Raw genomic sequence first — 15,476 nt, 5'->3', positions numbered from 1 at the left:
CTGTTGCCCGAGCGGGTTGGCAGACCTCAAGGAGGATCGTTTGTCTGCCATCCATGATCTGATCGCACAAATCAGCGATCACCGCCTGCGCGAGCGCCTGTCCGCCGAGTGGGCCAATGCCGCCAAGGAAAAGAAATTTGGTTTGGTGTTCGAAGATCACCTGCCTGAGTTGTTGCCACTGCACGGTGCCAAGCCACGCAAGGGCGATCTGGTGTGTCGCCGTCAGGGGGCGCTGAAAGATGTGTGGCAAATCAAGTCCATCCACTCGGGCATGGCCACCTGCGTCAAGCCCAGCAACGAGTCACACCCGAGCGAGTCTACCCGTGCAGCGGCAGAGCCAGTGCAGTTCCCGGTGGATGAACTGCTGGTGGTTCGGGAATTTGGCGAGCCGATCTTCCCCGCGCTGGTGCCGGTGGATGCCGTGGCCAACGGCCCGGCAGATGCCCCCTGGCACACGCTGATCGAGGCTGACAACTACCACGCGCTGCAGTTGCTGGATTACCTCTATGCCGGCAAGGTGGATTGCATCTACATCGACCCGCCCTACAACACCGGCGCGCGCGACTGGAAATACAACAACGACTACGTGGACGGCAATGATGGCTGGCGGCACAGCAAGTGGCTGGCTTTCATGGAAAAGCGGCTCAAGCTGGCGAAGCGGCTGCTCAAGCCGGATACCGGTGTACTGATCGTCACGATTGACGAGCACGAGGTGCATCATCTCGGGATGCTGCTGGAACGGGAATTTCCGGAGGCGTACCGGCAGTTGGTAACCATCGTTATTAACCCAAAAGGTGTAACTCAGGGGCGTTTCTCTAGGGTTGAGGAGTACGCACTTTTTTGTTTTAGAAACCAAGCATTCGTAAACAGCTTGGGTGATGACCTGCTCTCGCCAGCTAAACCTGGCACAAATACGACTCCGCGATGGAAGGGGCTTCTTCGGTCAGGTACAAATGCGCGCCGCCAGGATCGACACAAGATGTTCTTCCCCGTGCTTATTGATACTGAGCGGAATGCCATTGTTGGGGCCGGTGATTACCTTCCTTTGGATCAAACTCCAGACTTGGACGCAAAAGTTGACGGTTTTGCCGCTGCTTGGCCGATTCGCATGGATGGAAGTTTCGGGAACTGGGGCGTTGGTCCTGAATCGTTGCGTGGATTGATTAAGAAAGGCTACGTAAGCCTAGGCGGTTTTGACGAGAGCAGACGAACTTGGGGTATCTCGTACCTTAGTCGCAAACTTCAACTGCAAATTGAAAGTGGTGCGATTCGGGTCGTCGAGTTTGACAAACTACGCAATGTTGTAAGCGTTGAGTACGCTGAGGAGCGCGAGCGACAGATCAAAACCGTCTGGCATCGCAGTGCACACGATGCCGGGGCCTACGGCGCTGACATACTCAAATCGATCTTTGGCGAAGGACGAAAATTCTCGTTTCCCAAATCGCTCTACGCCACTCGCGATGCAGTAGCAGCCGTTGTGCGGGATCGTCCCAACGCCCTGATCGTCGATTTTTTTGCTGGTAGCGGCACCACGCTGAATGCCGTCAACCTGCTCAACGCCACCGATGGCGGGTCACGCCGCTGCATCCTGGTCACCAACAACGAAGTCTCGGCTGAGGAGGCTGCCGCGCTGACCGCCCGTGGCTTGCATCCCGGCGACGCAGGATGGGAAGCCCAAGGCATCTGCCGTTCGGTGACCTGGCCGCGCAGCAAGTACACCATCCTAGGCAAGCGGGACGATGGCTCTGTGTTGACCGGCGAATACCTGACCGGCAAAACGGTGGAGCGTGAGAAAGCGCGCGGCTTCACGCAGATCGGCTTTGTCGATCCGGCGCAGCTCGACACACTGCCCAAGAAGAAGCAGGTGGTGGCACTGATCGATGGCCTGCCGCAGACGCTGGTGAAAGATCCGTGCCCCTTCATCGTGTCTGAGGACCACAAGGCCACAGTGCTGTTTGACCCGGCAGCCGCAGAAGATTGGCTGGAGGCGCTGGACGGACAAGAGCACATCACCGACTTCTATATCGTCACGCCCGTCAAGCGTGTGTTCGACCAGTTGAAGGCGCAGGTGGTGGAGTTGCTCGGGTCGATACTGGTGCCGGAGGAAGAAAAGCGCCCGATGAGCGCGGGCTTTGCCTCTAACCTCGCGTACTTCAAGCTGGATTTTCTGGAGCGCGAACGCGTGTCGCTGCGCCGCGCCTTCCACGAAATCCTGCCGCTGCTGTGGCTGAAGGCGGGCGCCGTGGGGCCGCGGCCTGAATTGAAGCGCGGCGAGCCGGAACCTGTGCTGTTTGCGCCGGAATGCGGCAACTTCGTGGTGTTGCTGGATGAAACCCGCATGGGCCGTTTGCTGAAGTCGCTGGAAGGTCGCACCGGCTTGTCGCAGGTGTTCATCGTCACCGACGCGGATGAATCTTTCAAAACCATGGCGCAGGACGTGCGCGAGGTGGCGGGCAAGGCCAACCCTAGCTTGGCTGTAGTGCAGTTGTACCGCGATTACCTGCTCAATTTCATGATCAACAAGAACCAGGACCGCGCTGCCGGTCACACCGACACACAGGGAGTGCGGGCATGAAGGTCACGCTGTTCGATTTTCAGAAAGACGCGTTGGGTAAGCTGCGCGATGCCTTGGTGAGCGCCCGTAAGAGTGTCTCGCCAGACAACCAGCAAGTCGTCGCCTTGTCGGCGGCCACCGGCAGCGGCAAGACAATCATGATGACGGCGCTGTTCGAGGCCATCCTGGATGAGCCGGATGATCAACTGGCTTGGCCGCTGGATTGGGCACCCCAACCGGATGCCGTGATCCTGTGGGTGTCGGACATGCCTGAGCTCAACGAGCAGACCAAGCTCAAGATTGAGGGCAAATCGGACAAGGTGTATCGGGTCAACCAGCTCATCACCATCGATGCACATTTCGACGCGCCCCGGCTGGACGGCGGGCGTATCTATTTCATCAACACCCAAAAGCTGGCGGTCAATCAACCGCTGACCAACCGCGGCGATGGACGGCAGCATCTGATTTGGGAAACGCTGACCAACACTGCGCGGGCTATTCCTGACCGCTTCTATGTGGTGATTGATGAAGCGCACCGCGGCATGACTTCTGGCAAAGGCGCGCAGGCTGCGCAGACCTTGATGCAGCGCTTCTTGCTGGGCTACCCCGAGGTTGGCCTGGTCAAGATGCCGATGGTGATTGGGGTGTCGGCCACGCCGAAACGATTCCTCGATTTGATTGCGAATGCCGAACACACCGTGACCACGCACAAGGTGGCCGTGCCGGCTGAGGAGGTGCGCAAGTCTGGCCTGCTGAAAGACCGCATCCTGATTCATCACCCTGAAGCCACCACCACGGCTGAGATGGCGCTTTTGGAAGAAGCGGCTCGGCGTTGGGGGCAGATGACTTCGGCATGGAGCGGGTATTGCCATGACGAAAAAGAGCAAACTATCTGGCCCGTGCTGGTGGTTCAGGTCGAAAACGGTACCGACCGGCAACTAACCAAGACCGACCTCGGTGCAGCGTTGACCGTGATCGAGAGCGCCATTGGCCGCCGCCTGAACGAAGGTGAGGTCGCCCACGCGATGCACGACACGGGCGACCTGGATGTGGGCGGCCGCCGGGTGCGCAAGGTCGAAGCCTCGCGGATTGACGCGGACAAAAACATCGGTGTGGTGTTCTTCAAGACCAGCCTGTCCACCGGCTGGGATTGCCCGCGCGCCGAGGTGATGATGTCGTTCCGCCGTGCGGAGGATCACACCTACATTGCCCAATTGCTGGGCCGGATGGTGCGCACGCCACTGGCGCGCCGCATCGAAAAGGATGCCGCGCTCAACGACGTGCATCTGTTTTTGCCGTACTTCGATACGGGTGCTGTGGAAAGCGTGATGGCCTCGCTGCACAACGCGGAAGATGTGCCGCCCGCCGAGACAGGCTCTAGCCGCAATCTGGTGGTGCTCAAGCGGCGCGAAGGCTGCGAGTTCATCTTTGCGGCACTCGACGAATTGATCACCTACCGCGTGAATGCCGCTCGGGCACAAAGTCCGCTGCGCCGGTATATGGCCATCTCACGCAGCCTGACCATCGATGAGATTGATGACGATGCCTGGGGCCAAGCCAAGCAGCAGATTGTTGAGTGGATGGGACAGCGGGTCGCCGCGATCAAGGCGGCAGACCAGTTCGATGCTGCAGCCAAAGCGATCACGCAGGTTGGCCTGCGGACTCTGGCTGTCAATAACGGCACTGGTGTGGCAGAGCCGACTGCGGACTATCACATCGATGCATCGGACGTGGACATTGATCGGCTGTTTGAAGAGGCTGGGCGCGCCTTCAGTCACGGTTTGCAGATGGAGTATTGGCGCGCCCACGCGGATCGTGATGCGCTGGAAGTCAAGGTTGAGGCCATCGTCCTGGCACGCAACGCGGCAGAAATGGCAGTGCTGGAATCAAAGGCAGAGGCAGCCTTCGATGGTCTTTATGACCAGCACAAGAAGGCCATCTACAAACTCAAGGAGCAGCGGCGCCTCAATTACGAGAAGCTGCGGCTGGCGACGGCCAAGCCCAACGAAGTGCCATGGCATTTGCCAGCATCCATCGACTTCAAGCGATTGCCTACCGATCCCCTCTGGGAGCGCCACCTGTATGTGGAAGGCAACGGCCAGTTCCGTGCCGAATTGGGCACCTGGGAAGCCGGGGTGCTGAAGGAAGAACTGGCCAAACCTGGGGTGGTCGGCTGGTTGCGCAATCTGGATCGCAAGCCATGGTCGCTGGAGATTCCGTACGAGAAGGGCGGTGATGTCCGACCAATGTTCCCGGATTTAGTCGTGGTGCGCAAAGTCGGCAACGAATTCACCATCGACATTCTTGAGCCCCACGACCCGAGTCTTAGCGACAACTTTGAGAAGGCCGTCGGGCTGGCAAAGTTTGCGGAAAAGCACGGCGGGTTATTCGGGCGCATCCAACTGATCCGCAAGCAGTCTTCGGCTGGTGGCGAGCATTTTGCGCGCCTGGAAATCAACCAGGCCGCCACGATCAAGAAGCTGCTGCTGATCACCAGCAACCCGCAGCTTGATGATCTGTTCGCGGCGGTATCCAAGTAATCCTGGGATGTCACTCCATGAACTACAAACTTGAACATAAAACCATCGGCTTTGGTATTGACCCTAGGACGCGCCAGCCCACCCAGGGCATTGAAGGCGTGTTCTTTATTCCGTCTTATCAACGCGGTTACCGCTGGACTTCAGATGAAGTGACCAAACTACTGGACGATATTTGGGAGAGTGCGGGTCAACCCTATAGCTTGCAGCCCATCGTTGTTCAGCAAAAAAAGGATGGCGGTAGCGATTGGGCCTTGATCGACGGCCAGCAACGCCTTACTACGCTGTGGCTGCTGCTACGCTTCATGCAAAAGGGTGACGTACGCTACACGCTGGAATATGCAACGCGGCCCGGAAGTCAGGCGTATTTGCAACTGCTCGACCCTGCACAGGCAGAGCAGAACATCGACTACTTTCACATTCACCAGGCTCATGTCACCATCACCCAGTGGTTCACCCAAAAAATGGGGGAGGCCTACCAGCAATTTCTTGTCGACGAGATGTTCCGGTTTCTCTCTACCTCAGTGCGAGTCATTTGGTACGAGATCCCTGAGGACGAGCAGCCCATTCCGCTGTTCACCCGGCTGAACCAGGGCCGCATTCCATTGACCGATGCAGAACTGATCAAAGCCGTCTTGCTATCCCATGTAGAGCAAGCAATACCGGGGCGCGAAACAGAGGTCGCAGCGCAGTGGGACGGCATCGAACGCGATTTGCAGCGTGATGAAATTTGGGCCTTTGCAGCCGGTCCCAGCCGCCACCTTGCTGGACAGCAGGGCACGCGCGTCGACCTGTTGCTTGACACCCTTGCAAACAAACCATCCAGTGGTGCCCGGCGCTATCACACCTTTGACGCCTTGCATGAAAAGGCCAAAACCCAGGGGCTGGCCTTTTGGGATGAGGTGGTGGCTTTGCACGCACAAATCCTAGGCTGGTTTGAAGAACCGCGTCTGTACAACAAAATTGGCTTTCTGGTGACTTGCGGTACGCCAATTGGCAGCATCCTGGGCTGGGCACAAGGCGCAGATGGCCAAGCGGCCCCAGCCAAAAGCGCTTTTGAAACCCTCTTGAACCATCGTATCCGTGCCGCTGTTCAGGTCGACATCAACGACAACTTAGATGTCTTGCACTACGAAAGCAGAGCCGATTATGAAAAGCTACAGCGCATCCTTTTGCTATTCAATATCGCCACATGCCGGGGTAGGTTCCCATTTGAGCACCATGTGGGGCATTCATGGACGCTGGAACATATTCACGCGCAAAGCGCCCAGAAATTAAACCGCGTCGAACAGTGGGACTCCTGGCTGCAAGCCCATCGACAGGCGCTGCTAACCATTCAGACCGAGCACAACACAGCGGTCATTAAGCCACTGCTATCAAGTATTGACGCAGCATTGCCAACGGTGCACACCCGACAGTTTGACCAAGAGCAATTCAACGCACTTGCCTCTGACATCTTGATGGCGCTCAACGACGGCGTAGTCGAAGAGGCCGACCACAGCCTCTCCAACCTCGCCCTGCTGCAGCACGGTGCCAATGCTGCGCTGAGTAACGCAGTGTTCGAGGTCAAACGACAGCGGGTACTTGACATGGACAAGAGTGGGGACTACGTCCCCGCCGCCACACGTAATGTTTTCCTCAAGTACTACACCCCAGCGGAGGGGCTGCAGCCCCATTTTTGGGGCGATGAGGACAAGATCGCCTATCTCGCCCACATCAAAACTACTTTGACCTCTTACCTGCAATGACCGCAGCCAACATCGCCCAGCCCCCTGACAGCAGAGACCCGGGCCACAGCACCCTGACCAGTTTGGCGCAACTGTTCGGCCAAACGATTAACGGCATGCAGGTGCAAGCCATCAAAATTCCGTTGTTCCAGCGCGACTACGCTCAGGGGCGTCACAGTCAGCAGGCCCGATTGGTGCGCACCCGCTTTATTGCCGACCTTTGCGCAGCACTCGACGGTGATCAAGTCTTGCATCTTGATTTTGTTTTTGGCGATGTGGTCGAGGGCACGCTTTATCCGCTCGACGGCCAGCAGCGCTTGACCACGCTGTTTTTGCTGCATTGCTACTTAGCCTGGCACCAACAAGATCAATCGCCACAGCCGTGGCACGCCTTTCACTACGCTACGCGCCCCGGCGCACGCAAGTTTTGTGAATTTTTGACCCAATGTCGCCCTGACATGGCGACAGAAAACTTGTCTGCCTGGCTGCGTGATCAAGCCCGCTACCTGCCTACTTGGAAGCACGACCCCACTATTCAGGGTATGTTGGTGGTGCTCGATGCCTTTCACGAGCATTACCGAGGGCGGGGCCAAGCCTGCCTTGACGCTGCATGGATACGATTGACTAAGGAACAGGCCATCCGCTTTCTGTTATTACCGGTGGCCGCACAAAAGCTCGACAACACCTTGTACGTGAAGATGAATTCACGCGGTCGGCCCCTGACTGAGTTTGAAAACTTCAAAGCCGAGCTCGAAGCCCTGCTGCACAGAAACCCTGCCATCGATCCCGCAGACGCAAAAGTCTTCTCCGAAAAAATCGACACTGACTGGTCTGATCTTTTTTGGGGTTATCGGGGCGACGATCGTCTGATCGATGAAGAGTTCATGCGCTATCTGCGTTTTCTGATGGAGGTGCGTGCTTGGCGACGTGGCCACAGGGTGCAGTCCAAGCAAGGCAACCTGCAGGCCCTGATGAGCCTGTCAACCCTGTTGTTGGATAGCACGGCAGCTCATGCTCAGGAGGACTTTGCGTGGATCGTGCAGGCACTAGATATCTGGCTGGAAGCTGATGCGTCAGGCAACCGCAAACCCAAGGTCGTTGCTGCATTGTTTTCAGAACTTTTTACCCGCGAGGCCAGGAGCGCCACTACGCCACTGAGGATTTTCAACTTTCGCGATTTTGGCGAGACACCTGTTGGCGTGGACTTGTTCCACGCCTGCTGTGCGCTGTACGGCACCCGCTCTTGGAAGCTACCGCACACGGTGTTGTTCTACGGGGTGCTGCAAGGCTTGATGACTGACCTGTCTTTGCCCAACCTGCACTCGCGCCTGCGCCTGCTACGCAATTTGATTGAAGCTTCTGAAGACGAAATCCGAGCCGACGACACTCGCAACAATATGCCCGCCCTGCTGAGCGAGGTGGATACCCTTATGGCCGACGGGCCTCTGGCAGATGTCAAGACCTTCAACAAGGTGCAGGTACGAAATGAGCAGGCCAAGCGCGCTTTGGTGGCCCAGCACCCGTCCCTGCTGGATGTGCTGAATCACTTGGAGGACCATGAGCTGCTGCGCGGCGGCCTGACAGTCTTCGACCTCACGCCCACGCAAGACTCCGCCATCTTTATTCAGCGTGCGGCGCAATTTTTCACCCTGTTTGACGGTCCCACCCAGGAAGTTGGCGCTGCGTTGTTGGCCAAGGGTCATGAAGGACGCATCTACAGGAAGCGCAACGGTTATCGATTCACCTATCTTGGGGCTACCAAGCCACGTCAAACCGGCCTGTGGGAAGACCATTTGCGCGCTCGAAACAACGAGCACCCCCACCCAAGCTCCGTTGCACTGATGGCCTTGCTAGACGACATGGCCAGCGGGAATTCAGTGAAAACCGTGGTCGAACAATTCACCAACAGCCCCAGCACCCCTAAAGACTGGCGATACTACCTAGCCAAGTACGCAGCCATGCGCAGTACGCAGCTAGAATTTGCTGGCAACTATGTGATTGCTGATGGCGCAGGCTATGCTATTTGCATTCCAAAGAGTGATTCTTGTGACGGCCGCAGCTTCCACCACGATGCATACCTATTGGCGCTGATGCAAGAAGCAGGCATTGCACCAGGGCATATCAACAACGAAGGCTGGCCGCGCTGTTTCCCTGGCGATCAAACTGAAGAACGTCACTTGAAGCTGCGCCGTAGCGGGTTACAGATTCGTTGCATGGAAGGCGGATGGGGCCTGAGCAACTTACCCACCCAGTCGGATCAACGTCAGGCTTTTGACCATGTGGCTAGCAAGCATTTGGTTTCCAACGGTGTCTGCGCAATTCCCCAAGCGAACGGCGTGGATACAGAGGATCGCATCGTGATTGGGTCGGCGCTGCTGCGTGACCTAGTTAATTCTGGTTTGTAGTTGTAAACCTGCGGCGGCAAACAGCACCACCGGCGGATACCCCTCGGGTGATACTGGCTGTGGACGCATCAAGGTAATAGTGCGGGGTGATTTATGGAGAAACACCCGCAAGCCCGCAGCACCCCGCAGGAGTGCTATCTAATCCAGGTAGCCGGTTTTCCGGGCGTCAACCTTCCGCCACCACACACCAGGGCCCGGACAATCTCCGGGCTCTTGTCTTTTGCCTGTTCCCCCAAGGAAGTGGGCCAAAGTGCTGCGGGTGGCGACCGGCCGCAACGCCCTGTTTTAAGCGTTTTAGGCTCCCAGTCTGTCTCTATTCTCCGTTTGGCCTGCGGGTAGGAGCAGATGGAGGCATTTATAAATCAACAACTTACGCGTGCCGGTTCGTTGTCAACCAAGGCCACCAGTCAACACCTCAACTTGACGATGTGCGTCACTTGTACTAACATCACAGCAATCGAAACCACGAAATCGGTGCCACCATGATTGCCCTTGCATCGCCTCCTTCCGCCCGCTCTGCCCGACTTGGGCTGCGCGCCACCCCAGAACAAGAGGTGGTGCTGCGCCGTGCCGCCGAGGTGGCCCACAAGTCGTTGACCGACTTCATCCTCGACAGCGCCTGTTTGGCCGCAGAACAGACGCTGCTTGATCAGCGCTTGTTCATGGTTTCGGGCAGCCAGTATCAGGCCTTGCTGGATCTGCTGGAGCGCCCCGAACAGGACAACGAGGGGCTGCGCGAGTTGTTTGCCCGCAAGGCGCCTTGGGATGCGAAGTGAGGTTGCGTGCACCGGAGCCACTGGCCGCGCCGCATTGGCTGGAAGGTTTTGATTGCGGCAAACCCGCGTTGAACGACTGGCTGTTGCGTCACGCCCGCCAAGCGCAAGGCAGCGGCTCGGCCAAGACCTTCGTCGTGACTGAGGACGATGGCCGCGTCGCAGGCTACTTCAGCCTGACCGTGGGGCAAGTCGACACGCTGGAGGCGCCGGAGCGCATCCGCAAGGGAATGGGACAGTATCCGTTGCCAGTGGTAATCTTGGCGCGGCTCGCTGTCTCGGTAGCGGATCAGGGGCGAGGCATCGGCTTTAGTCTGCTACAGGATGCGATTCGCCGCACGCTGCTGATTGCCGAGCACGCTGGCATTCGGGCCATGCTGACCCACCCCATCGATGAAGAAGCGGCGCGTTTCTACACCCGGTTCGGCTTCATCGCCTCCCCGCTGCGCGAGCAGCAACTCTTGCTGCTGCTCAAGGATGCGAGGAGGGTCTTGATGGCCCTGAACGAGTTGGAAGTCAAGCGCTGCCAAACAGATTTATCGGGGCAATGACGCACCCCTTTACCCTCAATTGTGGGTATGATTACTAGGGCTTACAAGGAATTCGAAGAACGTGTCGGCGCCATCGAGCGTGGGTGCGGCGCCAAGGGCGACCGGGTGCGCGCCGAAATCCTCAAGAGAAACCTGCCGTTCTCGATCTCCGAAACCGAAGAGGCCTGCCCGGGCATCAGCCGCGACATGGTGCGCGTCGTCTTGCGTGCCATGAAAGCCGAAGGGCTGATCACGCCAACCGGCAAAGGCCGAGCGGCCAAATGGGAACAAACAGGGCCGATGCCATGAAGACGCTATCGGACAACCTGCGCCGTACCGGCGATAGCCGGACGATAGAGGGTGGGCGATCCGCCGGCACCGGCCCAATGAATCAAAAGGTTCTATCGACCACCAGCGGCGCGCCGTGGGCGATAGCAGCGCAAGCAGACCGCTCGACTTACAGGACGCACACGTGAGCGCCAACTTCCAACAACTTGCCAACTTCATCTGGTCCGTCGCCGATTTGCTGCGCGGGCCGTATCGCCAGCCGCAGTACGAGCGCGTGATGCTGCCGCTCACGGTGCTGCGCCGCTTCGATGCCGTGTTGGCGCCGAGCAAAGAAGCTGTGCTCAGGCGCTACGACGAGCTCAAGGCCAAGAACATCCCGAACATCGACGCCATCCTCAACAACCTAGCCAAGGATGAGGACGGCACCCCGCTGGGCTTTCACAACCACAGCCAGCTCGACTTTGCCAAGCTCAAGGGCGACCCCGACCACATCGGCCGCCATCTGGCCGACTACATCGCCGGCTTTTCCGAGAACATCCGCAAGATCTTCGAGCGCTTCGAGTTCGACAAGGAAATCGAGAAGCTCGAAGAGTCCAACCGCCTCTACCATGTGGTGGCGCAGTTCGCCGAGATCGACCTGCACCCACACAAGGTTGACAACATCACCATGGGTCTGGTGTTCGAAGACCTGATCCGGCGCTTCAACGAAGCCGCCAACGAAACGGCGGGCGATCACTTCACGCCGCGCGAAGTCATCCAGCTCATGGTCAACCTGCTGCTGGAGCCCGACACCAGCGTGCTCACGCAGGCCGGCGTCATCGTCACCATCTGTGACCCCGCCTGCGGCACCGGCGGCATGCTGGCCGAGGCGCAAAACTGGATTCGTGCGCACAACGAACAGGCCACGGTCAAGGTCTTCGGGCAGGACTACAACCCGCGCTCCTACGCCGTGGCTGCATCTGACCTTTTGATCAAAGGCCACAAGGATGGCCAGGTGGTGCTGGGCAACACCCTCATCGACGACCCGTTTCCGGACCAGCGCTTCGACTATCTGCTGGCCAACCCGCCCTTTGGCGTGGACTGGAAGGCGGAGAAAAAGGTCATCGACCGCTGGCCCAACTTCCGCGGCTACAGCGGCAAGCTGCCGCGCATCAACGACGGCGCCCTGCTGTTCCTGCTCTACATGGTGAGCAAGTTCCAAGACTACCAGACTAGCAACCGCGACAAGCCCGGCTCGCGCACCGCCATCGTCTTCAACGGCTCGCCCCTGTTCACCGGCGGCGCCGGCAGCGGTGAGAGCGAGATCCGCCGCTGGATCATCGAACGCGACCAGCTCGAGGCCATCGTCGCCCTGCCCGAGCAGATGTTCTACAACACCGGCATTGGCACCTTCGTCTGGGTGGTCACCAACCGCAAGGCCACACACCGCAAGGGCAAGATCCAGCTCATCGACGCCCGCGAGCGCTACACGCCGATGAAACGCAGCCTAGGCGACAAGCGCCGCTACCTCGACCAGGTTGCGCTCGACGCCGTCACCCGCGAACACGGCGCGCTGGAACACAGCCAGACCAGCCGCGTCTTCGACAACACCGATTTCGGCTACCGCCGCGTCACCGTACTGCGCCCGTTGCGGCTGCGCTTCCAGATCACCGACGAAGCGCGCGAGCGCTTCCTCAACACCTGCCCCGATCTGTACGATGCCTTGCAGGCCGTGCAGGACGCACTCGGCACCGAGCCGCTGCTGGACTGGAACCGGGCATGGACCACGGTGCAAAAGGTGTTCCAACATCTGCCGGACGGCGTCCAGGGCTGGGCCAAGGGCGCCAAGGGCAGCGCACAGAAGAGGATTTTGCGCGACTGCTTCACCGTGGTGGACCCCGAGGCCGCGCCGGTGATCGCCAAACACCACAAGATCGAGCCGTTGGACCGCGCCGCCCTGTTCCCCGCCCAGACCCTGCCCGCCGACATCACTAAGGAAGGGCTTCATGCCCTGCTGGGCCTGAACGCCGACGGCAGGGGCAAACACGTCGAGTACGAGCCAGACCCAGCGCTCAAGGATGCCGAGAACATCCCGCTGAAAGCAGACATCGTCAGCTACGTGCTGCGCGAGGTGCGCCCCTACGTGCCCGATGCCTGGATCGACCGCGAGACACTGGACGAGCAGGACGGCGGCATCGGCAAGGTGGGCTACGAGATCAACTTCAACCGCGTGTTCTTCCAGTACCAGCCGCCGCGACCGCTGCACGAGATCGATGCGGAGCTGGCCGAGGTGGAGCAGCGGATTCTTGAGCTGCTGCGGGAGGTGACGGAGTGAGCTGCACCTCTGTTCGAGTGAAATTCATATGCCGGCTCGGGTACGGTGATGCTTTGCCAAAAGATGAAGAGTTCGCCGGTGGTGTGGCCGTCTTTGGTTCGAATGGCCAGTACGCGACCACGAGTGCGAGAAACACCGATATTCCCGCCATCGTCTTAGGGCGCAAGGGCTCATATGGAAAGGTGAACTGGGCACCAGACGGTTGCTTCGCTTCAGATACAACCTTTTTCGTTGACGAACGTCTCACCGCTGAAAATCTGCGGTGGCTGTTTTGGAGTCTCCAGACGCTGGGCTTGGACGAGGGGTCTCAAGAAGCGGCGGTTCCTGGGCTAAACCGGGAGTCCGTGTATGAAGAGCGCATTTGCCTTCCTTCTCTTGCCAACCAAGTAACCGTCGCCAACTATCTTGACCGCGAAACCGCCCGCATCGACGGGCTGATCGCCGAGAAGAAACGCATGCTAACGCTGCTGGAAGAAAAGCGCGCCGCCCTCATCAGCCGCGTCGTCACCCGTGGCCTCGATCCCAACGCCCCGCTCAAACCCTCAGGCCAGCATTGGCTGGGCGAGATTCCGGCGCATTGGGAGATTCAGCCCATCAAGTACTTGGCGGTCGTCGGCAATGGCTCAACTCCTTCTGTCGAGAACGCTGACTATTGGCACGACGAGGGCTACCCTTGGCTGAACAGCTCGGTTGTCAACGTGTCACCGGTCACTAACGCAACTCGCTTTGTGACAGAGACAGCGCTGCGCGAATGTCACCTGCCAAAGATTCAACCGCCCGCTGTGCTCGTCGGGATCACTGGCCAAGGTAAGACACGAGGGATGGCGGCGGTGTTGGGAATCGAAGCCACCATCAACCAGCATGTTGCGTTCATCAAGCCACGCTCGCAAAAGCTCGACACTGAATACTTGTGTTATTCGCTGGGACATGCCTACGCATTTCTTCGCAGTGACAGCGATGGGGCGGGCAGCACCAAGGGGGCCATTACCTGTGAGCAACTGGCGAACATGAAGATTCCTGTGCCGCCAAGTAGTGAGCAAATCGATATTTGCACCCGCATAAGGCAATCGCTCGCTGTTTCGAAGCCTCTTCGCGCGGAGATCCAGCGCTCCCTTGATCTGCTGACTGAACGCCGCTCCGCCCTCATCACCGCCGCCGTCACCGGCCAGATCCCGCAGGAGGAGATGCGCGCATGAAGTTCGAAACCTTCAAGGCCGGCCGCTGGCAGCCGCGCTACCAGTACAAGAGCTTCGAGCCGGTGCCGGTCAACCACGAATGGACTTGGGAAAACGCCACGATCAACGCCTTGCTGGAGCAGGCCACCCGGGCGCTGGGGGAGCTGAACGCGTTTTCGCTGATCGTTCCCGACATCGATCTGTTTATCGAAATGCACGTGGTCAAGGAGGCGCAGACCTCCAGCAAGATTGAGGGCACGCAAACCGCCATCGACGAGGCCTTGATGCCCGAGGACCAGATTCGCCCCGAAAAGCGCAACGACTGGCGCGAGGTGCGCAACTACATCGACGCCGTCAACTTGGCCATCGACGAATTGCAGCGCCTGCCCCTGTCGAACCGGCTGCTTAAGCAGACGCACGCGACGCTGATGCGCGGGGTGCGGGGCGAGCACAAGCTGCCGGGCGAGTTTCGCACCAGCCAGAACTGGATCGGCGGCTCCGGGCTGACCGACGCGGCCTTCGTGCCGCCGCATCACGAGGCGGTGCCCGAACTGATGGGAGACCTAGAGAAGTTCTGGCACAACGAGGCGGTGGTGGTGCCGCACCTGGTGCGCGTCGCGATCAGCCACTACCAGTTCGAGACCATTCACCCCTTTCTGGACGGCAATGGCCGCATCGGGCGCCTGATGATTCCGCTCTACCTCATCAGCCACGGGCTGCTAGCCAAGCCGTCGCTGTACCTATCGGATTTTTTCGAGCGCAACCGGGCCAGCTATTACGACGCGCTGATGCGGGTGCGCACCAGCAACGACCTGATTCACTGGGTGCAGTTTTTCCTCAATGGGGTGACGCAGACCGCGGTCAAGGGGCGCGACACCTTTAGGCAGATTTTGTTGCTGCGCACCGAAGTGGAGCACGCGGCGCTGGACATGGGCCGCCGCGCGGCCATGGCCCGGGATGCGCTGAACCTGCTGTACCGGCGCCCCATCGTGGCCGCAGCCGACTTGGAGCGGGCGCTGGGCGTGTCCACTCCCACGGCCAATACGCTGATCAAGGCACTGATCGAGCGGCACGTCCTGGTGGAGATTACCGGCCAGCAGCGAGGCCGGGTGTATGCCTTCGAGCGTTACCTTAAGCTGTTCACAAGTTAAAGTTCGGGCTTAAAATTTAACC

At 59.1% G+C, this 15,476-nt stretch carries 8 protein-coding genes and 2 pseudogenes; all 10 read left to right on the top strand.

The window, feature by feature from the left end:
- Positions 1-40: 40 nt before the first annotated feature.
- The 10 genes and pseudogenes from SMCB_RS03155 (at position 41) to SMCB_RS03110 (ending at position 15,454) form a co-directional block, all read left to right on the top strand.
- Positions 41-2,575 carry a site-specific DNA-methyltransferase gene (locus SMCB_RS03155; RefSeq protein WP_045537520.1) on the top strand — a complete coding sequence of 845 codons (2,535 nt, stop codon included), beginning with the start codon at positions 41-43 and terminating at the stop codon, positions 2,573-2,575.
- Positions 2,572-5,094: a DEAD/DEAH box helicase gene (locus SMCB_RS03150; RefSeq protein WP_045534996.1), complete on the top strand. Its 2,523-nt coding sequence runs from the start codon at positions 2,572-2,574 to the stop codon at positions 5,092-5,094. Before SMCB_RS03155 ends, SMCB_RS03150 begins: the two co-directional genes overlap by 4 nt.
- A gap of 17 nt (positions 5,095-5,111) precedes the next feature.
- Positions 5,112-6,839, top strand: coding sequence for a DUF262 domain-containing protein (locus SMCB_RS03145; RefSeq protein WP_052468393.1), 1,728 nt, complete (start codon positions 5,112-5,114; stop codon positions 6,837-6,839).
- A pseudogene (locus tag SMCB_RS13285) lies at positions 6,836-7,510 on the top strand (GmrSD restriction endonuclease domain-containing protein); the annotation flags it as partial. The gene SMCB_RS03145 and the pseudogene SMCB_RS13285, both read left to right, overlap by 4 nt.
- 2,195 nt (positions 7,511-9,705) lie before the next feature.
- The gene (locus tag SMCB_RS03135; protein WP_171820276.1) at positions 9,706-9,999 is read left to right on the top strand and encodes a type II toxin-antitoxin system TacA family antitoxin; all 294 of its coding nucleotides are present in this window, start codon (positions 9,706-9,708) and stop codon (positions 9,997-9,999) included.
- On the top strand, positions 9,984-10,547 hold the full coding sequence (locus SMCB_RS03130) for a GNAT family N-acetyltransferase (RefSeq protein WP_231851236.1): 564 nt from the start codon (positions 9,984-9,986) through the stop codon (positions 10,545-10,547). Before SMCB_RS03135 ends, SMCB_RS03130 begins: the two co-directional genes overlap by 16 nt.
- 24 nt (positions 10,548-10,571) lie before the next feature.
- A pseudogene (locus SMCB_RS03125) lies at positions 10,572-10,835 on the top strand (Fic family protein); the annotation flags it as partial.
- 163 nt (positions 10,836-10,998) lie between these two features.
- Positions 10,999-13,128, top strand: a complete 2,130-nt coding sequence (locus tag SMCB_RS03120; RefSeq protein ID WP_045534990.1) for a type I restriction-modification system subunit M — start codon at positions 10,999-11,001, stop codon at positions 13,126-13,128.
- Entirely contained in the window at positions 13,125-14,324 is a 1,200-nt protein-coding gene (locus SMCB_RS03115) for a restriction endonuclease subunit S (protein WP_045534988.1), read from the top strand. The genes SMCB_RS03120 and SMCB_RS03115 overlap by 4 nt, the downstream gene beginning before the upstream one ends.
- Positions 14,321-15,454: a Fic family protein gene (locus SMCB_RS03110; protein WP_045534986.1), complete on the top strand. Its 1,134-nt coding sequence runs from the start codon at positions 14,321-14,323 to the stop codon at positions 15,452-15,454. Before SMCB_RS03115 ends, SMCB_RS03110 begins: the two co-directional genes overlap by 4 nt.
- Positions 15,455-15,476: the final 22 nt, after the last annotated feature.

The organism is Serpentinimonas maccroryi, from assembly GCF_000828915.1.
In the GTDB taxonomy this organism is placed as follows: Bacteria; Pseudomonadota; Gammaproteobacteria; order Burkholderiales; family Burkholderiaceae_C; genus Serpentinimonas; species Serpentinimonas maccroryi.
This window is presented reverse-complemented; position numbering and strand designations above follow the sequence as displayed.